This is a genomic window from Jiulongibacter sediminis, assembly GCF_001306455.1.
GTDB classification, from domain to species: domain Bacteria; phylum Bacteroidota; class Bacteroidia; order Cytophagales; family Spirosomataceae; genus Jiulongibacter; species Jiulongibacter sediminis.
Genome location: NZ_LGTQ01000006.1, coordinates 54,909 through 76,576, shown reverse-complemented (window position 1 = coordinate 76,576; position 21,668 = coordinate 54,909). Strand labels below are relative to the sequence as shown.

Below are 21,668 nucleotides of genomic sequence, written 5' to 3'. Positions count from 1 at the left end.
TTCAACCCTTTGAACAATTAGAGTGGATCAAAACCAGCTTCAAAGTCTTTTTTGGCCTGCTCATATTGCTCATAAAACTTCCCGAATTCATCGTCAGGTAGCAATGTTTCCAGTTTATCCAGACCATCCAAAGCATAATCATTTACGCCGTTTTTCACAGCCAGCAGAACATATTTTTGCCAGAGTAGGGGAGATTGATCATTGAACTCCAGAGCGTTAAAAACCAAATTGTAAGCCTCATTAACCTTTCCTTTTTCGGCAAGGAATTCGGCGATATCGGCTGTCAGGAATTCGTTAAACGGAGCTCTCTTGTAAATATCTTCATAGGTTTCTTCATTGATTTCCAGCTGGCCGAGTTCGTCAGCTTGTTGAAGTCGTGAGTCGAGCAAATGACTTCTGAAATTGTTAGCTTCCAGTACTTCTACCGAAGAGAGATCACCCGACTTTCTAAAGTTGTCGACAGCACGATTATATAGTCCTTCATTCAAATACCATAGTCCGAGCGTTCTTCGGTTTCTCACGCCGGTTTCTGTGCTGTCTTGTGCCAGATAACTCAGTTGTTTTACTGCTGAAATTATCTCCTGATTTTTATAATCCTGATTGGCTTTGAGGAACAAGATTTCATTATTAAGCCCGGCTCCGACGGTATTTTCCACCAAATTAGCCCAAACGCTATCAGGCAGTTCGATGCTTACTTGGGGCAAGCTTAATTGATTATAAAAGGCGGCAAATTCTCCAGTATTTGGGGATGTGCCTTTGTACAATTCAGGTAAAGGTTCTGGATTGACGCCGCTTATTCTGGAAATGGCCAGTTGATTAGCAATATTGCTCATGCTTTCAGCTTTGAGTTCAGAGGTCACTGAATCCAGCTTGGCGACTTGTGCATTTTCAATCCAGAAGGCCTGAAGATTAGTTTTCTGAACCTCGCATTTGCCGCAGTTTTCCAAAGCCTGATTGAGATAAATAAAGACGCTATCACGAGCACTGGCTTTTTCCAATGTACGTGCCATATTGGTTTGTAAAACGGAACTTTGGGGAAACTTCTGAAGACCTTCACGTAAATTGAAAAGTGATTCAAAATACAAGTCTTCAGTTTCAAGGTTTTGGCTCAAAGCCGCATAGGCGTACTCAGTCGGGTTCTTTTGAATTGCCCTTTTAAAATAATAAGAAGCTGTAATTCTGTCGCCCACCTGAAAGGCCATTTGAGCCAGAGCGTAGTTGCCTTTGTGGTTATAAAAATCATTTTCGATAGATTCCTTGTAATAAGTTTCGGCTGCGGTAAGTTCGTTTTCGGCCAGATAATAGTCTCCCAAAGCATTGGAAAGACCAGCTTTTAATTGCTGGTAACTGTAAATATTTTTTTGAATCAACAGGAAGCCAATAGCTGCAATACCTGCTACTTTGGCCAAAATTAGACGACTGAATTTAGGCTTGTATAAAACTTTATCAACCTCATAGCCGCCCCGGAAAAGCTGCGTAAAATTGATAAGCACATGCACAAAAAAGGCCAGTCCCATGATCAGATGGCAGATAGCAATGTAGTCGATCAGTAACTCAAAAAGGGGGTCGTTGCCGGAGGCAAAAGCGAAGGCCAGAACGCCAACGGAGATAAGAGCCATCCCAAAATATAGCCAGGCTCCGGTTTGTCGGAAACTAAACCATCCGAGATCTTCAGATTGTTTTCTGAAACCCCAGACTCCCGCAATGGATGAAAACAAAAACAACCAAACAGGGCTAATGATAAAGCTGCTTTGATCTATAATCTTAACATTTTCGAGGTAAATGAGTAGGCAATTAAGCAGATAAAAAGTGGAGAGGATCAGGTAGGAATTAAACGAACTTCGGCCTTTTTGCGAGCTATTGGTAGCTGACCAAACCACGAGCCCAATTCCTTCATGAGCGATGGTAAAGACAAAAACCGAGAAAATAATGATGGGGAAAATGAGGCCGTAATGAGTAAAAGCCAACAGTGGTTCATTGATATTCTTTCGGTATGTGGCAAAGACTAAAATGGCAAGGGTGGTGAGCAAAACTGATAAAACACGCGTCAGTAAACCTGTTTTTCTCAAAAAAGCATTGAAAACGAAAAGGAGCCCGCCAAGTAGAGCAAATGCCACAAGAAACGGCAGATTTGAAGTTTGCTGAAACAGTACTTCAAAACGTCCGGTAAGCAGAAAAGCCGCAGCGGCAATAATGGCCGGTAAAAACCATTTGGTATTCTCAAAACTCAGGGAGCCGGTGATAAGACTAACGCCCAAAACGGTGAGGCCAAGGAGAAACATGGCCGGTATTCGGTTCATTTGTTGGTGGGAAGGAATAAACCATTCTTTGACGTAATAGACCACCTCGTTCTGCGTAAACTGAAGTCCTTTCTCCACAAATGCAGGTACGGCAATGTCTTTTTGAAGAAGCTCGGTAGCAATATTCCATTTCAGCACGTTTTCGTAAGTGTTAAAATGCCAGTAAAGCATAAAAGCCGAAGCTGTTACAAACAAAATTGCGAGCAGTAAGAAAAGATTTTTCAGCGGCTTTGGCCATGATAGCCAGAAGCGGGTGTTTGAGATCATACGGGTTTTAAGATCATTTTGGAAAGTACTTCACAAATAACGCCATTTTTCCTGGCGTTCGTGTAAATCATGCAGACCCTGTTATATTTGTCCCTTAGATCATACCCTGTTTTTATGACGCTTCACAAAGAAGGCAAGGCCACCATACTAATTGCTCTAACGGGCGTAGTGGCCATTTACATTATTCTACGCTATTTTTTGCCGGAAAACGATATTATTCACGTTCTTTGGCTGCTCGCCAGTTTGGTGATCATGGGTTTGGTTCTTCAGTTCTTTAGAAAGCCGTCGCGTTCGCTGGTACAGAACGAAAATCAGATTCTGGCACCGGCCGATGGCAAAGTGGTGGTAATAGAAGAAATCGTAGAAACTGAATATTTCAACGGCCCCAGAAGGCAGATCAGCATTTTCATGTCGCCGGTGAATGTGCATATCAACTTCAACCCGATCTCCGGAGTTGTCAAATACTTTAAATACCACCCGGGCAAATACCTGGTAGCCTGGCACCCTAAATCAAGCACGGATAACGAACGCAGCACCATTGTGGTAGAACACAAAAGCGGAAAGGAAATCCTCTTCCGTCAGGTGGCCGGAGCATTGGCTCGTCGCCTTTGCTGGTACGTAGAAGAAGGCAAAGCAGTAGAGCAAGGCACCGAATTCGGCTTCATCAAATTCGGCTCCCGCATTGATATTTACCTGCCTCTAGACGCCAAAATCCACTGCAAAATTGATGACAAAACGGTCGGGGGACAGACTTTGGTGGCGGAGTGGTAAGTTAATGCCCCTCCAAAAAGTTAATCAGATACTCCCGGTAATTATAATATTCAGGGTGTTCCAGAACTTCTTTGCGGTTTCTTGGTCTTGGGATTTCAATTTGTAGGGTATCGCCAATGGTAGCTCTCGGGCCGCTGGTCATCATGATCACCCGGTCTGCTAGAAAAATGGATTCATCGACGTCGTGGGTGATGATCATCGCGGTAATTTTTTCTTTGTTTAGGACCTCAAGAAGCAAATCCTGAAGCTCACCGCGGGTAAGAGAATCCAGCATTCCGAAAGGCTCATCCAGCAGAAGCATTTTAGGCTTCAAAGCGAAGGCTCGGGCTATACCTACCCGCTGCTGCATCCCTTGCGACAGATCTCTTGCTTTTTTGTCGAATGAGTCGCCAAGTCCTACTTTAGAGAGATAGTATTTACAGATATCGGCCTGTTGCTTTTTTGTGGCATGCGGGAACACTTCTTTCACCCCTAGCATCACATTTTCGAGGGCGGTCATCCAAGGCAAAAGGCTCGGAGACTGAAAGATCACACCTCTGTCTGGTCCCGGTCCTTTGATCGGTGAGCCATTCAGAGCGATTTCGCCACCGGAGATGGGGTTGAGCCCAGCAATCATGGAGAGTAGCGTCGTTTTACCACAGCCAGAGTGCCCGATCACAGAGATGATTTCCTCGTTTTTGATATTGAGATTCAGGCCATCCAGTACCACATATTCGCCTTTAGGTGTTGGGTAGATTTTGACCAGTTCTTTGATCTCAAGCATGTTTTCATTGCTCACACTTTCGGCTATATCGACTTCGTATTTCTCTAAAACTTCCATATTGAGTACTGTTTAGGCTACTTTTTTTAATGATGATCCTTTTATAATCGGCTGAAGATCAGGCAAAATGAATTCCTCGGTTTCGGTTGATTTACGTCCTTCTCCGATGTCCATCAGATATTCGATAATATTATTTCTGATTTGCTTGAAACGCGGGTCATGATTCATGGCCGTTTTATCGCGTGGCCTTTCTAAATCAATTTTGAACTCAGGCCCAAAGGTGGCGTTTGGTCCTGGATCAAGCGGAATAATACGGTCAGCCATCAAAATGCCTTCATCCACATCATTCGTGATGAGTATGGCGGTTCGCTTGTTTTTGCTCCAGATGTTCAGGATTTCGTCCTGAAGATTTCCTCTGGTCAGGGCATCCAGTGCACTCAGGGGTTCATCCATCAATAATAATTCAGGGTCAACCGCCAGTGCTCTGGCCACGGAAACACGCTGACGCATCCCACCTGAAAGCTCTTTGGGCTTTTTATTGATGGCCGGGGTTAGGTTAACCATTTCAACACTTTCACGAATGATGCGGTCCTTGATGACTTTGCTTTTGTCTTTATAAATGGCATTGACAGATAAGGCGACATTTTCATACACGGTCAGCCAGGGCAGGAGTGAATAGTTTTGAAATATCATTCCTCTTTCTGCAGACGGTCCGGTTACTTTTTCGCCTTTGAAGATGATTTCTCCACGATCAGGTTGAACTAGGCCGGCCAGCATCTGCATCAATGTGGTTTTTCCACTTCCTGAGAAACCGACAATGGCCAGAAATTCACCGTTTTCCACCTCCAGATTGATGTTTTTCAGCACATCGACCTTGCTGCTTCCGCTGCCGTAGCTTTTTGAGACGTTATTGATTGAAAGTATTGACATAGTTTTCTTATTTAAAGCTCATTGCGTTTTGCAGATACATCATAATTCTATCCAGGGCAAAACCGATAAAGCCGATAACAAACATGGCTACGATGATTTTGGCATTGGAGTCATTGGCTCCGTTTTGAAACTCTTCCCATACGAACGAACCCAAGCCCGGACTTTGAGCCAAAAGCTCAATAGCGATCAGTACCATCCAGGCCACTGAAACAGTAATTCTTAATCCTGTAAAAATCATAGGCAAAGAGGCGGGAAGAATCACCTTAAAAACCTTTTTGAAAGTGCTAAGCTGCAGTACACTGGCTACGTTGAGATAGTCTTTTTCAACAGAAGAAACGCCTACGGAGGTATTCACAAGTGTAGCCCACATGGAGCAAAGTCCAACGCTAATGAATGAGATAATGAAAGACTTATCCATATCAGCATTTGATATTGCAGTTTTTACAATCATAAAAACCAACAGGAGCCAAACTACCGGAGAAACCGGCTTAAAAACCTGGATAATCCAGTTCAGTGATGACTTTAGTCTGGTGCTGAGTCCAAGAACTATTCCGGCAGGAACAGCAAGCAACAGGGCAAGAAGGACGCCTGCAAGAACGGTCTTTATGCTGGTACCGATCTGATCAACAAAAGAAGGTCGACCTGTATATGCGATTGGAGAAAGGCCTTTGGCCTCACGGCTGGCATTTACTTTTGCCGTTTTTTGAGCAAAGGCTTTTTTGTCAGCTGAAATAACCTTGTGATCTAGCCACAATGTATTAAAGCCAGCCAGCACTTGGTTTGGCGTAGGTAAGGTGTTTGGTTTACACTTTACGGCTCCAGAGGCAATACATTCCTCCATTTTCAGTGCAGCTTCAGTACCTTGCTCGGTTAAAGCTTTTTGAATTTTTCTGTCGGCCTCAATATTGAAAAGCCAGGTGGCTCCCAGATGCCAGACACCCAGAAAAACCAGAATAGATGCAATTGTAAAAAGCGAGTTTTTCAGCCCTCCTTCCTTTAGAAATTTTGGCTTGAGAAATGACAAGTCAATTGGTTTTTTTAGTGTCGCTGTCGTTTTCATTATTGAGAATATTTGAATTGAAAAAGTCCCCTTCTGACAACCAGAAGGGGATGTCAGTCATTAGTCCTTGTTTCCTATTTTGAAGCTATTGATATAGCCGATTGGGTCCTTACCGTCATATAAGGTGCCATCAATAAAGTCTTTTGTCGGCTCTTTGTAGCCGTCGGTTTCTGGGATATCTTCAGCTGGGATTTTTCCTTCGGCCACTAGCTCCTGAGCAGCATTAAGCCAAACATCAGGGCGATAAATGTTTTTGATAGTGTTTTCATACCACTCTTTTGGCTTAGACTCAGGAATTTGACCCCATCTTCTCATTTGAGTTAAGAACCAAATACCGTCAGAAAAGAATGGATAGGTGGCGTTATACTTGTAGAAAACATTGAAATCAGGCATTTCTCTCTTGTCTCCTTTCTCAAATTCGAAGGTTCCGGTCATCGAATTGGCAATCACTACTGAGTCAGCACCCACGTAATCTGGCATTGAAAGAATACCCACAGCTTTCGGGCGATTGGCGGGATCATCCAACCACTTACCCGCACGAATCAAGGCTTTGGTCACGGCCTTTGCAGTGTTAGGGTTCTCCTCAACAAACTTCTTGGTCATCACAAAGACCTTCTCCGGGTTGTTTTTCCAGATATCATAGTTCGTTGTTACGGGCACACCAATACCCTTAAAAACTGCTTGCTGATTCCAAGGCTCACCTACACAATAGCCATAGATGGTTCCGGCTTCCAGCGTTGCAGGCATTTGAGGCGGAGGTGTAACAGAGAGCAATACATCAGCATCAATCTGTCCCTGAATATTATCAGCAGTATAAAAACCAGGGTTAATACCAGCAGCAGCCAGCCAGTATCTGATTTCATAGTTATGGGTTGAAACCGGGAATACCATACCCATTTTGAAAGGGTTTCCGGCGTTTTTATATTCCGCAATTACGGGCTTAAGAGCATCCGCTTTTATTGGGTGTATTGGTTTTCCGTCGGGGCCTTTGGGAACATTTGGTTTCATTTTGGCCCAAACATCGTTTGATACGGTAATACCGTTTCCGTTTAGATCCATAGAGAATGGAGTAACCAATTCAGCCTGACGGCCAAAACCTGCTCCGGCGGCAATCGGCTGACCAGCCAACATATGAGAGCCGTCTAGCTGACCGTCAATAACTCTGTCCAAAACGTTTTTCCAGTTCGACTGAGCTTCTATGGTCACGTAAAGTCCTTCATCCTCAAAATATCCCAACTCTTTAGCGATGGCCAGAGGTGCCATATCGGTAAGCTTGATGAAGCCGAAGGTCAATTGAGGTTTTTCTATATCTGCTCCTATGGTAGCGTCTTCGCCACTTTCAGAGCTTTCAGTAGAGCCTCCGCAAGATTGCAAAAGGATCATTCCGAAGGCAAGAACAGGTAAAATCCAATTTAAATATCTTTTATTCATGATTTTATGTTTATGACAGTGTTAATTATTTCTCTGATTTGAAAAGTGTTGGCTTAAACGTGATCATAGCCCATGCCCAGTTGTTTGACTTTGAATTTCCGGGTCTCAGGGCAAGCATGGTGTCGGTGGCCAGTAGCTCCGAAAAGCCAATATTCAATGTGATATCTGAGCCTATTTTCTGAGCGTAGACAAGGTCTATTTCAGTACCCATGCTGCTGTTTAGTTTACCGCCTGATTCTGTAAGTTGTTCAGACCCGGTAAGAAACTGGTGAGCATGAGCCATTAGAGCCCCTTTGCCGAGTTTGAATTTTGTTTTCAGGTATATATCCTGTACTCCGACGCTTCCATTGGCAGGTCCTACAAAGAAGTAATCCATGAAGCCATTGTGGGCATGATTGGTACCAAAGTCAGGGCTGAAGTTTGTGACCTTTCCTGATACATCTGAATCATCCTTACCAGAGATATACTCATAGCCGAGTGTTACAGGAGTAAGTTTGGTTTGGATGGTGGCGTTTATACTGGCTAAGAGTGCACTAACATCATTTTTGCCCAGTTTGCCGGTTTGGTAATAGTTTTCAGTCTCAAAGGTGATTTTGCCAACCTTTTTTGAGAGTACCATTCCTACAGTTTGCTTGTTAGACACAGTGCTGTCCGCATTTTGAAGACCATTATTTAATGCTACCAGAGATAGACCCCCGTCTTTAAAGTCTTTATGATACCATGCATATTGCATGCTTTTATAGCTTCCACCTACAGAGTAAAAATTAGCGGCTGGTCGTTGAAGAAATGCAGGCTCGGCAATATCCTGGTCAGAATTAAAAGCGAAACCCAAATGAAGCTTGGATGCCTTAGAGCCATCTTCAAATTTCAATAGAATAGCGTCATGCCTTCTTCCTTGCTGAGCCCATTCAAGACCTCCAATAAATCGTTGATTGTCATAGGAAATAATCTGACGACCGGCTTTAACCGAGACTTTTTCAGAGAGGTTAAGTTCTCCCCAGGCTTCGCTTAGAAAAGTGGTTCCGGTTTCACGCTTAAAGATTTGAGTAGTTTCACCCCAAAATCTGACATCCTGAAAGGCAAGTTTCATTTGATACTTGTCTTGCTTGTAATCAACATAAAGGCGGCTACGTTGCTCCGTGAAGACAGCTGGTTTAAAACCTTCAGATGTGGGTGTTTTAAAACCATTTCTAACTTCAGTTCTGGGTCTTACTTCTGCCGACAGGGTAAATTGACCCAGAGACTTTTCTGCACATAACCCTGAAAGAAAGAGGGCTGCCAGATACTTCAATCCAACTAATTTTTTCATACTTTTGAAACAGTTTAAGTTTTACTTATTCTACCTTTTAGCCCCTCTCGGACCACGAATCCATTGGGGCTTTTTTGTTTATAAATGAGTAATAATACTCAATTATTTGATGATTCGAATTAAGTATAATACCAATGTTGTTGCAAAGTATTTTAGATATAAATGCTTCTTTTGTAGCCAAATTCTTTATTGTATGCAATGTTTTTATAGAATAGTATAAACGATAAAATTCTGTATAAACACAGTATAAGTGAATTGAAAAATGTAAATGATTTAACAAGCGAAATAAAAGATGGCAAAAATGAATTAAGGCATTATATAATAATGATGTCGTTAGTTTTCGGTTTGAAATGCTAGTAATAATTGAGTATTAATACAAAAGAGATGTGGGTAAATGTTAATGCTAAAATGTTAGAAGGCGATTTTTACAACATCATATTAATTCCAGTACAAAATATCTCTCTTTAGTTCTGTGAGAGATATTAGTTGGAGCAGATTTCGTCTCCTTTAGAGAGTTTGGTGGAGAGTTGAAGACTTCAGTCTTTGGAGGAAACTAACTAAAAAAAATGCGGAGGGTAATTACTCCGCATTTAGACCATACTCAAATGCTCTTTCAATGAATCTTTAACCTTTCTTATGATCAGCCTGTAAAAAGGCCTTTGATCGTTATTGAGCTGCACATCTTCCAAGGCCTTATAATACTCAAGCCTTGATTCTGCGTCGCCTTTGAGAATAGCTAGTGTGTAGCCATGTTTAAGTAGAATAAAATTCATGACGAGCCTGGCTGTTCGGCCATTCCCATCTAAGAACGGATGAATACTCACCAGCCGCTCATGCATCTCAGCTGCCAGTAAAACCGGGTGCATTTTGAGCTTTTGTTCCTGATAAAACCGGAAGAAATCATCCATTAATTCAGGAACCTGAAGTGCGTCTGGTGGCATATACTGGCTACCCGAAATACGAACTCCCACTTTACGGTACGCACCGGCATTTTCTTTGTCAATAGACTTCAAAACTAAGCGATGAATATCAAGGACATTCCTTTTGGTGATGTCTTCATTGCCGGTTACCATATCCCTGATAAACCCTATGGCCTCCATATGATTGATGGCCTCCAGATGCTCTTTCATGCTTTTTCCACTGATGGTAATGCCTTCATTGACTACCAAATGTGTCTCCTGAAGAGTCAGGGTATTACCCTCGATCCGGTTACTGTCAAAGGTGTAATTGACATTAAAATATTCCTGCAGTTTTGAAAGTTGCAGAGCATTCAAAGGCTTTTTGCCTGTCCAGTCTTTGTGCAAATCATCAAGCTCGCTTAATCGGTCTTTGGTGTATTCGTCTACATCTTGCAGCTGCAACGCTTTTTGAGATGTCAGATATTCTACACGACTCTCAGCCAACGTAAGGACGGCCAAAGGATCGTCATAATCTCCTAATAATTGTAAAATGCGATCTGCAATCCATTCTTTTTTTAAAGAATGAACCGGTACATCAAGTGCTGAAGCAAGACAAAGTAAGTGCTTATCGGACGGAAAGCGTTTGCTACTTTCATATTTTGAAATCAGAGCCTGATCAATACCGGATAAAGCCGATAACTGCTGCATGGTCTGGCCTTTTTCTACCCTCGATTGCTTTAAAAACTCTCCGAATCTCATTATTACAAAATATAACATGACAAAAATGGTCATAATTTTTGAAATTAAAAAGCCGAACATCACGCTCGGCTTTCAATGGCTTAAACTCCGGTATAATTAAACGGAGAAATCGCCTTCAATTCGTATTTCACTTTGTCTGAAACATCAAGAGTTTCAATAAACTCTTTGATAGATTTCTCTGTGATTTTCTCGTTTTTCCGCGTCAAAGCTTTCAATGCCTCATAAGGTTTCGGGAAACCTTCTCTTCTTAGCACTGTTTGAATAGCTTCAGCTACCACGGCCCAGTTCTCCTCTAAATCACGCTGAATAGCAGCTTCGTTCAATTGTAATTTGCCAATTCCTTTTTCGAGAGATTTCAAGGCTATTAATACATGAGCTAGTGGTACACCAATGTTTCTCAAAACAGTGGAGTCCGTCAAATCACGCTGCAATCTGGAGATGGGCAATTTAGCCGCAAAGTGCTCGAGTAAAGCATTCGCCACGCCAAGGTTACCCTCGGCATTTTCAAAGTCAATCGGGTTTACTTTATGTGGCATAGCCGAAGAGCCAACCTCACCTTCTTTAATTTTCTGTTTGAAATACTCCATCATCACGTATGTCCAGATGTCACGGGAGAAATCAATCAAGATAGTATTGATGCGTTTCATGGCATCAGAATAAGCAGCAAGATTATCGTAATGCTCAATTTGAGTGGTTTTCTGGCTGCGGTGAATACCAAGAATATCATTGACAAAATGATTCCCGAAGGCCACCCAGTCATGCTCTTTATAAGCTACATGATGAGCATTGAAATTACCTGTAGCTCCCCCAAATTTTGCCGAGAAAGGGATATCCTTTAATTGGTCGAACTGCACTTGCAATCTTTCGGCAAAAACTGCGATTTCTTTCCCTAAGCGAGTGGGAGAGGCTGGTTGACCATGCGTTTTGGCGAGCATTGAAATATCTTTCCAGTCTTCAGAAAGTTTATTCAAGGTATCCAGGATCAATTGCAAAGTTGGAAAGATAACTTGCTCGGAGCCCTCCTTTAGAGAAAGTGGAATGGAAGTATTATTGATGTCTTGAGATGTAAGACCGAAATGGACAAACTCTGATTGCTCAGCGATACCCAGTTTGGCAAACTTTTCTTTGATGAAGTACTCAACCGCCTTTACGTCATGATTCGTCGTTTTTTCAATCTCTTTGATGGCCTGAGCGTCTTCTTCAGAAAAATTCTCATAAATTTTTCTAACGGCTGGTATTAATGATGGATCAAAACCCTCAAGCTGAGGAAGTGGAATCTGGCAAAGAGCAATGAAATATTCAATTTCAACCCTTACCCGATAGTGAATCAATCCGAATTCTGAGAAAAATGGAGCCAGCGATTCGGTATGGCGACGATACCTACCATCAACTGGCGAAATGGCCGTGAGTGTGTTTAAAGACATCTGATTATAATTAAGCCGCAAAATTACTAAATTGCCCAAACAAAACCCTATACCCTTAGAAAATGGAAACAACAAACTTCATTGGTGAGCTGGTCGGTACCTTTATGCTCATCTTGTTAGGTGGAGGCGTGAACGCCAATACTTCTCTTTCAAAAACGTACGGAAACAGTTCAGGCTGGATAGTCACAGCCACAGGCTGGGGTTTTGCGGTGGCAATGGCTGTTTTTGTGGCTCAGAAGTTTGGAAGTGACGGAGCTCATCTAAACCCTGCCGTAACCATTGGTTTAGCTGTACATGCGGGTGATTTTACTAATGCAGGGTCGTTTATTCTTGCTCAGTTTATCGGAGCCTTTCTGGGAGCCACTACGGTTTGGCTAATGTATTTCCCACACTGGGCTGCCACTGAAGATCAGGGAACTAAACTAGGAGTTTTCTGCACCGGCCCGGCTATAAAAAATACACCCGCCAATATCGTAAGCGAGGTCATCGGCACATTTGCGTTGATTGTAGGGGTTATGGCCATTTATGCTGAAGCCAGCAGCGGTTTGAAACCCTTTCTTGTTGGGGTTTTAGTTTGGTCTATTGGTTTATCATTGGGTGGTACTACCGGCTATGCCATTAACCCGGCAAGAGATTTGGGACCAAGAATTGCCCACGCTGTGTGGCCAATTGCGGGTAAGGGAGGAAACAATTGGGGCTATGCCTGGATACCGGTAGTCGGACCCATCTTAGGCTCAATAATAGCCGGTTTCTTCATGCTGGCGTTTGGACTTTGACAAATATTTGAGTGTTCAAAAGTACAACCTAAAATATTAATTGTATATTTGACACTTAATCTGAAATAATAACCTTTACAAAAAACAATATGAGCCATTTGAACCTCACTTTAGGTGATAAGGAGTTCTTCCCATTTATCAAAGAGCCTATCAAATTTGAAGGACGTGAGTCTGATAACCCGATGGCATTTAAGTATTACGACGAAAACCGTGTGGTAGCTGGTAAAACCATGCGTGATCACCTGCGTTTTGCCGTAGCCTACTGGCATACCTTCTGTGGTACAGGTGGTGATCCTTTCGGCCCTGGAACCCACATTTTTCCATGGGATTCTCAGAAAGATGCTTTAGGTGCTGCCCATGATAAAATGGATGCTGCTTTTGAATTTTTCACCAAATTAGGAGCCGGCTGGTGGTGTTTCCACGATGTGGATATGTCTCCTGAAGGCAATTCGGTGAAAGAGTACGAGAGCAACCTTCGAAAAATGGTGGATTATGCCAAGCAAAAGCAGGCTGCTTCAGGCGTTAAGCTTCTTTGGGGAACAGCGAACGTTTTCACTAATCCCCGTTATATGAATGGAGCTTCTACCAATCCTAATTTTGATGTGGTAGCACATGCAGGTCTTCAGGTGAAAAATGCTATTGATGCCACTATTGAGTTGGGCGGAGAAGGCTACACATTCTGGGGTGGTAGAGAAGGTTATATGTCTCTTTTAAATACCAATACTAAAGCTGAGCTTGCTCACCTTGGTCAATTCCTGAAAATTGCTTCTGAATACGGTCGTAAAAACGGCTTTGAAGGTAAGTACTATATTGAGCCAAAACCTGCTGAGCCTACAAAACATCAGTATGATTTTGACTCTCAAACAGTGATTGGTTTCCTTCGTGAGCATGGACTTGAAAATGATTTCGCAATCAATGCCGAGGTAAACCATGCTACTTTGGCGGGTCATACTTTTGCTCATGAACTTCAAATGGCAGCTGATGCCGGCATGCTGGGTTCTATTGATGCTAACCGTGGTGACTATCAGAATGGCTGGGATACTGACCAATTCCCGGTTGATCTTTATGAAGTAACTGAGGCGATGTTGGTTATTCTTGAAGCTGGTGGTTTTAAAACCGGTGGTGTAAACTTTGATGCCAAAACCAGAAGAAACTCAACAGATCTTGAAGATATCTTCATTGCTCATATTGGCGGTATGGATGTTTTTGCAAGAGCTCTTTTGGTAGCCAATGATATTTTGACAAAGTCGCCGTACAAAAAACTTAGAGCAGATCGTTATGCTTCTTTCAATTCTGGTAACGGAGCTAAGTTTGAGAAAGGAGAACTTACACTTGAAGATTTGAGGAACATTGCTCATGAATTGGGTGAACCAGCTCAAATTAGTGGTAAGCAAGAGTACTACGAAATGATTTTGAATCAGTACATTTGATGTACTCTTTTTGCGAAAGCAAACTGAGTACAACAAAACAAAAACCCCGGCCATTGGTCGGGGTTTTACTTTATCTGAAGCTTTTATTTTACCAGATATTTTCGAGGTCTTTGCCTGTATACTGATGATTTCTTTCAGCGTAATTACTGCCTTGCGGCTTTTTCAGAGTTAGCTCATCCCCTTTTTTGAAAACCCTCATTAAGAAAGCAATGGGAGTAAGGAAGATGAAGAAAATCAGGGTGAGCAAAATGCTACCGTTAATTCTACCGAGTATTTCTGCGAATTTTAGCCAGCCTTTGGTAACAAGACTTGCAAATGCATCAGAAAGTAAACCCAATACTCCAATTACGAGAGATACCCAAAGTAGCCAGAGAGCTTTAAAAATGGTAAAAAGCACCAAAAAGCCCACGACAATAGATAGTATAACTTGCGATTTGTTTTGTTTTTCCATCTTAGAAAAGCGTGTAAATAAATGGAGCAATAGCCGAGCCTCCACCCAAAACAATTACCACACCAATAAGAAGCAAAACGATGATAACGGGAGTTAACCACCACTTTTTACGCTCCTTCATGAAATTCCATAAGTCTTTTAAAAAGTCCATAGCTGTATTTTAATCAAGCACAAATTCTTCCTGCCAGTTGTCTTTTTCCAACCATTCAGGCTGTTCTTTTTTGTCAAATAAATAATTCCCGATGACCAGATAATCCATCTCCGTTCTCATAAGACATCGGTAGGCGTCTTCAGGTGTGCATACGATGGGTTCTCCTCTTACATTGAAACTTGTATTCACCACCACACCAACGCCGGTTTTGTCTTTGAAGTCTGAAATCAATTGATAATACCTGGGGTTGGTTTCTTTATGAACCGTTTGAATTCTGGCCGAATAATCGATGTGTGTTATCGAAGGTAAATCAGATCTCAGGAAATAAAGTTTGTCTAAGATAGGAAGCGATTCGTAATTATCCGGTGTTTGGTTTCTTCTTTTCTGCTGAACCCCATGCACTAAGAGCATGTAAGGAGAAGATGTTTTACACTCAAAATACTCTTCAACATCCTCAGCCAAAACCGATGGAGCAAAAGGTCGGAAACCTTCGCGGTACTTAATCTTCAAATTGAGTTTCTTCTGCATTTCAGGGTTTCTGGGGTCTCCCAAAATACTTCTGGCCCCCAAAGCTCTCGGGCCAAACTCCATTCTTCCCTGAAACCAACCGATAACATTACCATCGGCTATCAGACTGGCTGTTTCTTTTGAGAGTTCTTCAAAACTCTCAAATCGTGTGTATTTTGCTTTGTACTTTTTTGAGGTCAATTCAGTCTCCAGATCTGAGAACATCGGACCTAAATAAGAGCCTGACATCTCATCCATTTTTTGAGAGTCAACTTTCCGCTCCTGATCAAAAACAAGATAATTTGCTGCCAAAGCGGCCCCTAATGCCCCGCCGGCATCACCAGCAGCCGGTTGAATATAGACATTCTCAAAAATACCGGCATTCTGAAGTTTACCATTGGCCACACAGTTGAGAGCCACTCCTCCGGCCATAACAAGGTTTTTACTTCCTGTAATTTTCTGAGCTTCTTTGGCCATGAGAATCACAATTTCCTCTGTGATTTCCTGAATGGCAAGACCTAGATCACAATGCTTTTGCTCTAATTGGCTTTCTGCAGGTCGGGTAGGGAATCCAAATAACTTTTCCCACTTGTCGTCATAGACCATTCTAAGACCTGTAGCGTAATTGAAATAATTCTGATTTAACCAGATAGAGCCATCATCATAAATCTCAATAAGCTCTTCCTTGATAATTCTTTTGTATTCGTCGACTTCTTTAGAACCGTGCCGGCCATATGGAGCCAGACCCATCAACTTATATTCGCCGGAGTTTACTCTGAAACCAAGAAAATAGGTGAAAGCAGAATACAGCAAGCCAAGTGAGTGAGGAAACTTAAGCTCTTTTAATATCGTCAGGTTTTTACCTTGTCCATGACCAATGGAGGCTGTTGCCCATTCGCCCACACCATCTAAGGTCAATATCGCTGCATCTTCATACGGAGACGGGTAAAAGGCGGAGGCGGCGTGTGAAAGGTGATGCTCCGGGAATAAAAGTTTGACCTTCTTCTTGTCAAATTTCTCAATCTCAAAAAGCTCAGTATAAAGCATTTTTTTGAGAAACATTTTTTCCTTTAACCAGACAGGAATGGCGGTTAAAAAAGAACGAAGTCCTTTAGGTGAAAATGCGTAGTAGGTCTCCAGCAACCTCTCCATTTTAAGAAGAGGCTTGTCATAGAAAACAATAGCATCCAACTCACTTAACGAAAGGCCAGCGTATTTGAGACAAAATTCCACAGCATTTTTGGGAAAGCCGGGGTCATGTTTTTTTCTTGTAAAGCGTTCTTCCTGAGCAGCCGCAATAATTTCTCCATTTTCAATTATGGCGGCGGCAGAATCGTGATAGAAAGCGGAAATTCCGAGTATCTTCAAAGGTACAGCGAGTTAAAGGCTAATTATCGCTCAATATTAGCCACGGAACGTTTAATAACCAAGGCAATTTTATTTACCGAAAGGTTTAAACAGACATTTGGCTGAAATGAAACGATTAAGAGAAATGGGTTTGTCTAACTGATTTTGCTCCAGTTAAGGTGTTCTGCTTTTCCAGATTTCAGGTGCCGGTTAATCATTTGGTTTTCCGGTTTTTCAAGTTTAGGATCGTCATCCAGAATGGAGAGAGCCGCTTCTCTGGCAAAAGTGAGGATTTTGCTATCTGTGGCCAGACTGGCTATTTTAAGATCAACCAGTCCGCTTTGTTGGGTCCCGGCCATATCTCCAGGTCCTCTGAGTTCCAAATCTACTTCCGAAATTCTGAAGCCGTCATTGGTTTCCACCATCGTTTGAATTCGTTTGCGTGAATCGCTACTCAGTTTTACCCCGGACATCAGGATGCAGTAAGATTGCTCAGCACCGCGACCCACTCGACCACGAAGCTGATGTAGCTGAGCTAGCCCGAAACGTTCTGCATTTTCAATGATCATGAGGCTGGCATTGGGAACGTTTACGCCAACCTCAATCACAGTGGTGGCCACCATAATTGAGGTTTCGCCTTTGACAAAACGCTGCATTTCAAACTCCTTATCCTGTGGCTTCATTTTCCCATGAACAATGCTCAGTGCCTCATTCGGGAAAGCCCGGGCCACACTTTCGTAGCCATCCATGAGGTTTTTGTAATCCATCTGTTCAGATTCTTCAATAAGTGGATAAACAATGTAAACCTGTCGTCCTTTTTTGATTTCATCTCTGACAAACTGGAAAACCTCAAGTCTTTTGGAATCGTACCGATGAACGGTTTTGACGGGTTTTCGACCGGCGGGTAATTCGTCAATTACAGAAACGTCCAAATCGCCGTATAGTGTCATGGCCAGTGTTCTGGGAATTGGCGTTGCGGTCATTACCAAAATATGGGGGTGCTTTTCTTTGTTCTTATTCCACAATTTTGCCCGCTGGGCTACGCCAAAACGATGTTGTTCGTCAATGACACAAAGTCCGAGATTTTGAAACTGAACCACATCTTCAAGTAAAGCATGGGTGCCTACAATAATCTTGCAGCTTCCATCCCGTAGACCTATGTGAATCAATTCGCGTTCTTTCTTTTTTGTGGAACCGGTAAGTATTTCAATTTTTAGGTCTAGTGCTTCCGCAAATTCGCGAAGCCCATGAAAATGTTGAGTAGCCAAGATCTCAGTTGGTGCCATGATACAGCATTGTGCACCTGAGTCAATGGCCATCAGCATACAAATGAAACTAACAATGGTTTTACCCGAACCCACATCACCCTGCAGAAGGCGATTCATTTGCCTGCCTGATTTGAAATCAAAGAAAATTTCTTTAATCACTTTCTTTTGAGCTCCGGTTAGTTCAAAAGGTAAGTGGTTTTCATAAAAGGTGGTGAGTAGTTCTGTTTTGGTGAACAGGTGGCCTTCATTCTCACTTTTTTTAACCAGTTTTTGGTTGATCAGATTTAACTGATTGTAGAATAACTCCTCAAATTTTAATCGCCTTGTGGCATGTTTAACATGACTGAAATCTTTCGGATGATGAATCAGATGAAAGGCCTGATATCTTGGAATGAGCTTAAATTTCTCAATTAAACTATGAGGCAAGTTTTCCGGGATTTGTTTGCCCAAATCCTGAAGGGCGTTGAAGGTGATTTGGCCCAAGACTTTACTATCCACAAACTTTTTGCGAAGTTTATCAGTAAGAGAATAAATAGGTTTAAAACCACCTGTTTTGCTATTGGCCGGGGTTAGAAGATCAATTTCAGGGTGAGTGATATTGTATTTACTGCCGAATCTGACGGGCTTTCCATAAACCAGATATTCTCCACCAATTCTCAATTTCTTTTCAACCCATTTTATGCCCTGAAACCAGACCAACTCGAGCGTGCCGGTGTGGTCTGAGAATTCGGCTACAAGTCTTTGTTTTCTGGCAGAGCCGATTTTCTGAAGACTGACCAGCCGACCCTTAATTTGTGCAGCTTCCATGTCTTCATGAATACCCTTAATAGTATGGAAAGTACTGCGGTCCTCATACCTGAACGGATAATGCTGAAGCAAATCAGCATAGGTGAATATCCCCAATTCTGTTTTCAACAGATCGGCACGTTGTGTACCGACTCCACGCAGGTAATCAATGGGCTTATTTAAAGGGGAGGACATGAAACAAAAATAGAAAGGCTTTGGTAATTTCACGCAAAATGAAGGACATGGTAGAGAAGTATTATGAAAAGAGGCTTGCTGAAGCCAAAGAGGAGCTGAATCTTTTGCAAAAGAAGGTCAATGACGTTTCTACTTACAGACTTCTGGCCATTGTGGCAGCTGCGGTTTTGTTCTATTTTCTGCTAAAGACCTCTCTTTTTATCACGCTTGCGGTTGGCATTGGGGTCTTACTTGGTTTTTATCAACTAGTCAAATATCATGACTCGGTTACAGACCAGTTTAACCTTCAAAAGGTGATGCTGGATGTCATTGAAAATGAAATCAACATTCTCAATTGTGGCAGCTCGGTTTATGATGGTGGAGAACGTTTTGAAAATCCTAAACACCGGTACTCGGGCGATCTTGATGTTTTCGGAGACTTTTCTTTGTATCACAAAATCAACCGGGCAAAAACGGAAGAGGGAACTACTGCACTTGCCCGTAAATTTCTAGAAAGTCCGCGTGCGAGTGACATTTCAGAAGCTCAGGAATCTGTCAAAGAGTTGGCTGAAAAAGATGAATGGCGTCAGCAGTTTCAGGCTTCTTTATTTGAACTCAAAAAAACTGAAACAGAAGGCCTGACGGGATTAGAGCAACCTCCTGTTTTGAAAATGGAATGGCTGATCTCTCTTTATCCGGTTATCAAATGGATTTTCCCTTTGTTTTTGGTTGCTGCCTTTTATTTCGGCTCGGTAACAGCCGGCACAATCTGTCTTTTTGCTTTTCTGGGTCTGCATTTTGGTCTATCGGGAATGAATAAGGAGCTGACAGAATCTTATTATCATAAACTCAAAGGAATCAGTCGTGAGCTGGGTTATTATCATCAGGCCTCGTTGTTGATTCTCAAAGAAAACTGGGAATCCAAGGTTTTAAAGGAGGCTTTTGAGCTTATGCCAATTGACACGGGCGAAAAAGATCCGATTCTTTCCTTTCAACGGATTACCAAGAAAATTGAGATGAAAGACAATCAGCTCTCTGCTTTCTTTCTATATCTCTTTTCGCCTTTCGATCTTGTTGAAATGATTCGTTTGAGAAAATGGGTGAATGCTCACCCTGACTTTTTCAAACGCATTTTTGAAGCCATTGGTCAGTTTGAAGTTTATACCAGTCTGAGCACCTTGGCCTTTAATGAAAAAGAATGGACGTACCCGGAAATAAAAACCGGAGATCGGGTTGCCATAAAAGCAAAAAGTGCTGGCCACCCATTAATGAAGAATGCGGTTTGTAATGATTTTGACCTTACAGAAAACAATCGACTTACACTGATCACCGGCTCCAACATGTCGGGGAAAAGTACCTTTTTAAGAACAATTGGCTGTAATATTTTATTAGCCTATGCCGGTGCCCCGGTTTTTGTAAAGCAGTTTGAACTGACGGATCAAATTCAGCTATTCGCTTACATGCGGATCAAAGATTCATTGCAGGAAAACGCTTCTACATTTAAAGCTGAGATTGACAGAATTCGTCTGCTGCTGGATGCCATGAAAAACGAGCCAAAGACCCTGATTCTGGTAGATGAAATGCTGCGGGGGACTAACTCCGAAGATAAATTAAAAGGGTCAATTGCCTTTTTGGAGGAGGTTATTGCGGCGAATGCTTTTGCTATGGTGGCCACCCACGATTTGAGAACTACCGAAATGACCACCAAATACCCTGATTCAGTCAATAATTTTTATTTTGAGTATGACTCAAAAGATGGAGAGCTTTCGTTCGATTATCAACTCAAAGAAGGTGTTTGTAAAAGCTTCAATGCCAGTGAACTGCTAAGAAGTGTTGGCTTAAAAGTTTAGGGCAAAAACTGTTTTACATAGTTTCTGCTGGTCAGAATGGCTTTTCTGACATCTTCTTCACTTCCTTCAAAGGCTTTGTCCTCCACTTCAATGACCACCGGGCCGCGGTAACGGATGTCTGTTAAAGCTGCAAAGAAAGCTCTCCAATTAACATCTCCCAGTCCGGGTAGTTTGGGCGAATGATACTCCAGCGGATTAGCGAAAATGCCCACTCGGTCCAGTTTTTCTTTATAAACCTTCACGTCTTTGATATGAATGTGATGCAGACGGTCTTTATAATCGTAGATCGGTTTAATCTCATCCATGTGCTGGAAAATCATATGAGAGGGGTCGTAGTTCAAACCGAATAAAGGGGTAGGGAAAGCCTCAAACATTTGATCCCAAACCGCCGGGCTGATCGCGAGATTTTTGCCTCCCGGCCATTCGTCGTTTGTGAAAAACATCGGACAGTTCTCAATGCCTATTTTAACGCCTTCCTGCTCAGCCACTGCAATGATCGGAGCCCACAGTTTCCGGAAAAGTTTCAGGTTTTCTTCCATGTTTAGCTTTTGATTCCGACCAATAAAGGTATTCATCACGGGAATTTCGAGAGCATTGCAAGCTCTGATGACCTTTTTGATATGCTCTATATAATACTCAGATTTGGCTGAGTCTGAATCCAAAGGGTTTGGGTAGTAGCCCAATCCGGAAATGACGACACCGTTTTTACTAAGAGTATTCTGAATCATGGTTTTATCAAAATTCTCAACATCAATATGCGTTACTCCGGCATAACGACGGTTGTCGCCACTACCACCTGGCCAGCACATAATTTCCACACTTTCAAAACCATTCTGACCGGCAAAGCCGATCACTTCATCAAAACTTTTGCCATCTAAAATGGCTGAAACAAAACCGAGTTGGAACATAATTCTTTACTGCTTTAAACACGAAGATAGTTAAATCTGAAGGGCTGATTGAAAAATTTAAAGAATTGACTTGGCTAATGAGCCATTAAATTTTCCTACGATAAAATTGA

Annotated in this window: 17 protein-coding genes; 4 read left to right on the top strand and 13 right to left on the bottom strand. The window is 42.3% G+C overall.

Annotated elements, in window-relative coordinates; all coding sequences use genetic code 11:
• Positions 1 to 17: 17 nt before the first annotated feature.
• Entirely contained in the window at positions 18 to 2,567 is a 2,550-nt protein-coding gene (locus AFM12_RS06145; RefSeq protein WP_055145353.1) for a tetratricopeptide repeat protein, read from the bottom strand.
• 114 nt (positions 2,568 to 2,681) lie between these two features.
• Here AFM12_RS06145 and AFM12_RS06140 point away from each other — a divergent pair, with 114 nt between their 5' ends.
• The gene (locus AFM12_RS06140; protein WP_055145350.1) at positions 2,682 to 3,338 is read left to right on the top strand and encodes a phosphatidylserine decarboxylase family protein; all 657 of its coding nucleotides are present in this window, start codon (positions 2,682 to 2,684) and stop codon (positions 3,336 to 3,338) included.
• A 1-nt stretch (position 3,339) separates the two neighbouring features.
• Here AFM12_RS06140 and AFM12_RS06135 read toward each other — a convergent pair whose 3' ends face one another.
• The 7 genes from AFM12_RS06135 to purB form a co-directional block, all read right to left on the bottom strand.
• Positions 3,340 to 4,158 carry an ABC transporter ATP-binding protein gene (locus tag AFM12_RS06135; RefSeq protein ID WP_055145348.1) on the bottom strand — a complete coding sequence of 273 codons (819 nt, stop codon included), beginning with the start codon at positions 4,156 to 4,158 and terminating at the stop codon, positions 3,340 to 3,342.
• A 12-nt stretch (positions 4,159 to 4,170) separates the two neighbouring features.
• Positions 4,171 to 5,028 (bottom strand): ABC transporter ATP-binding protein, encoded by an 858-nt coding sequence (locus AFM12_RS06130; RefSeq protein WP_055145345.1) that lies wholly within the window; start codon positions 5,026 to 5,028, stop codon positions 4,171 to 4,173.
• A gap of 7 nt (positions 5,029 to 5,035) precedes the next feature.
• Positions 5,036 to 6,088: an ABC transporter permease gene (locus tag AFM12_RS06125; RefSeq protein WP_055145342.1), complete on the bottom strand. Its 1,053-nt coding sequence runs from the start codon at positions 6,086 to 6,088 to the stop codon at positions 5,036 to 5,038.
• Positions 6,089 to 6,148: 60 nt separating this feature from the next.
• Positions 6,149 to 7,519, bottom strand: a complete 1,371-nt coding sequence (locus AFM12_RS06120) for a CmpA/NrtA family ABC transporter substrate-binding protein (protein WP_055145340.1) — start codon at positions 7,517 to 7,519, stop codon at positions 6,149 to 6,151.
• Positions 7,520 to 7,544: 25 nt separating this feature from the next.
• The gene (locus tag AFM12_RS06115) at positions 7,545 to 8,828 is read right to left on the bottom strand and encodes an alginate export family protein (protein WP_055145337.1); all 1,284 of its coding nucleotides are present in this window, start codon (positions 8,826 to 8,828) and stop codon (positions 7,545 to 7,547) included.
• 590 nt (positions 8,829 to 9,418) lie between these two features.
• Positions 9,419 to 10,486, bottom strand: coding sequence for a Fic family protein (locus tag AFM12_RS06110; protein WP_055147758.1), 1,068 nt, complete (start codon positions 10,484 to 10,486; stop codon positions 9,419 to 9,421).
• Between the two features lie 80 nt (positions 10,487 to 10,566).
• A complete protein-coding gene (gene purB, locus AFM12_RS06105; protein ID WP_055145334.1) occupies positions 10,567 to 11,910 on the bottom strand; it encodes an adenylosuccinate lyase in 1,344 nt (447 codons plus the stop codon).
• A gap of 62 nt (positions 11,911 to 11,972) precedes the next feature.
• Here purB and AFM12_RS06100 point away from each other — a divergent pair, with 62 nt between their 5' ends.
• Together AFM12_RS06100 and xylA are read left to right on the top strand one after the other, a co-directional pair.
• Positions 11,973 to 12,686, top strand: a complete 714-nt coding sequence (locus tag AFM12_RS06100; RefSeq protein ID WP_055145331.1) for an MIP/aquaporin family protein — start codon at positions 11,973 to 11,975, stop codon at positions 12,684 to 12,686.
• Positions 12,687 to 12,775: 89 nt separating this feature from the next.
• Positions 12,776 to 14,116 (top strand): xylose isomerase, encoded by a 1,341-nt coding sequence (gene xylA / locus AFM12_RS06095; protein WP_172678810.1) that lies wholly within the window; start codon positions 12,776 to 12,778, stop codon positions 14,114 to 14,116.
• An 88-nt stretch (positions 14,117 to 14,204) separates the two neighbouring features.
• Here xylA and AFM12_RS06090 read toward each other — a convergent pair whose 3' ends face one another.
• From AFM12_RS06090 to recG, 4 genes are all read right to left on the bottom strand, one after another.
• Entirely contained in the window at positions 14,205 to 14,567 is a 363-nt protein-coding gene (locus tag AFM12_RS06090; RefSeq protein WP_055145328.1) for an SxtJ family membrane protein, read from the bottom strand.
• Position 14,568: 1 nt separating this feature from the next.
• Complete coding sequence (locus tag AFM12_RS19815) at positions 14,569 to 14,718, bottom strand: DUF5989 family protein (RefSeq protein ID WP_165492337.1); 150 nt, start codon at positions 14,716 to 14,718, stop codon at positions 14,569 to 14,571.
• A 9-nt stretch (positions 14,719 to 14,727) separates the two neighbouring features.
• The gene (locus tag AFM12_RS06085; protein ID WP_055145325.1) at positions 14,728 to 16,593 is read right to left on the bottom strand and encodes a carbamoyltransferase family protein; all 1,866 of its coding nucleotides are present in this window, start codon (positions 16,591 to 16,593) and stop codon (positions 14,728 to 14,730) included.
• 134 nt (positions 16,594 to 16,727) lie between these two features.
• The gene (gene recG / locus AFM12_RS06080) at positions 16,728 to 18,821 is read right to left on the bottom strand and encodes an ATP-dependent DNA helicase RecG (RefSeq protein ID WP_055145322.1); all 2,094 of its coding nucleotides are present in this window, start codon (positions 18,819 to 18,821) and stop codon (positions 16,728 to 16,730) included.
• 38 nt (positions 18,822 to 18,859) lie between these two features.
• On the opposite strand from recG, the gene AFM12_RS06075 reads away from it, so the two are divergent.
• The gene (locus tag AFM12_RS06075; RefSeq protein ID WP_055145319.1) at positions 18,860 to 20,650 is read left to right on the top strand and encodes a MutS-related protein; all 1,791 of its coding nucleotides are present in this window, start codon (positions 18,860 to 18,862) and stop codon (positions 20,648 to 20,650) included.
• On the opposite strand, the gene AFM12_RS06070 is transcribed toward AFM12_RS06075, so the two are convergent.
• Positions 20,647 to 21,558, bottom strand: coding sequence for a sugar phosphate isomerase/epimerase family protein (locus tag AFM12_RS06070; protein ID WP_055145316.1), 912 nt, complete (start codon positions 21,556 to 21,558; stop codon positions 20,647 to 20,649). The two genes, AFM12_RS06075 and AFM12_RS06070, sit on opposite strands and share 4 nt — an antisense overlap.
• Between the last annotated feature and the right edge of the window lie 110 nt (positions 21,559 to 21,668).

What these genes read in the sequence shown, in the direction of transcription:
- AFM12_RS06145 (WP_055145353.1), bottom strand. Translation starts at nt 2,567, where the DNA reads ATGATCTCAAACACCCGCTTCTGGCTATCATGGCCAAAGCCGCTGAAA.
- AFM12_RS06140 (WP_055145350.1), top strand. Translation starts at nt 2,682, where the DNA reads ATGACGCTTCACAAAGAAGGCAAGGCCACCATACTAATTGCTCTAACG.
- AFM12_RS06135 (WP_055145348.1), bottom strand. Translation starts at nt 4,158, where the DNA reads ATGGAAGTTTTAGAGAAATACGAAGTCGATATAGCCGAAAGTGTGAGC.
- AFM12_RS06130 (WP_055145345.1), bottom strand. Translation starts at nt 5,028, where the DNA reads ATGTCAATACTTTCAATCAATAACGTCTCAAAAAGCTACGGCAGCGGA.
- AFM12_RS06125 (WP_055145342.1), bottom strand. Translation starts at nt 6,088, where the DNA reads ATGAAAACGACAGCGACACTAAAAAAACCAATTGACTTGTCATTTCTC.
- AFM12_RS06120 (WP_055145340.1), bottom strand. Translation starts at nt 7,519, where the DNA reads ATGAATAAAAGATATTTAAATTGGATTTTACCTGTTCTTGCCTTCGGA.
- AFM12_RS06115 (WP_055145337.1), bottom strand. Translation starts at nt 8,828, where the DNA reads ATGAAAAAATTAGTTGGATTGAAGTATCTGGCAGCCCTCTTTCTTTCA.
- AFM12_RS06110 (WP_055147758.1), bottom strand. Translation starts at nt 10,486, where the DNA reads ATGAGATTCGGAGAGTTTTTAAAGCAATCGAGGGTAGAAAAAGGCCAG.
- purB (WP_055145334.1), bottom strand. Translation starts at nt 11,910, where the DNA reads ATGTCTTTAAACACACTCACGGCCATTTCGCCAGTTGATGGTAGGTAT.
- AFM12_RS06100 (WP_055145331.1), top strand. Translation starts at nt 11,973, where the DNA reads ATGGAAACAACAAACTTCATTGGTGAGCTGGTCGGTACCTTTATGCTC.
- xylA (WP_172678810.1), top strand. Translation starts at nt 12,776, where the DNA reads ATGAGCCATTTGAACCTCACTTTAGGTGATAAGGAGTTCTTCCCATTT.
- AFM12_RS06090 (WP_055145328.1), bottom strand. Translation starts at nt 14,567, where the DNA reads ATGGAAAAACAAAACAAATCGCAAGTTATACTATCTATTGTCGTGGGC.
- AFM12_RS19815 (WP_165492337.1), bottom strand. Translation starts at nt 14,718, where the DNA reads ATGGACTTTTTAAAAGACTTATGGAATTTCATGAAGGAGCGTAAAAAG.
- recG (WP_055145322.1), bottom strand. Translation starts at nt 18,821, where the DNA reads ATGTCCTCCCCTTTAAATAAGCCCATTGATTACCTGCGTGGAGTCGGT.
- AFM12_RS06075 (WP_055145319.1), top strand. Translation starts at nt 18,860, where the DNA reads ATGAAGGACATGGTAGAGAAGTATTATGAAAAGAGGCTTGCTGAAGCC.
- AFM12_RS06070 (WP_055145316.1), bottom strand. Translation starts at nt 21,558, where the DNA reads ATGTTCCAACTCGGTTTTGTTTCAGCCATTTTAGATGGCAAAAGTTTT.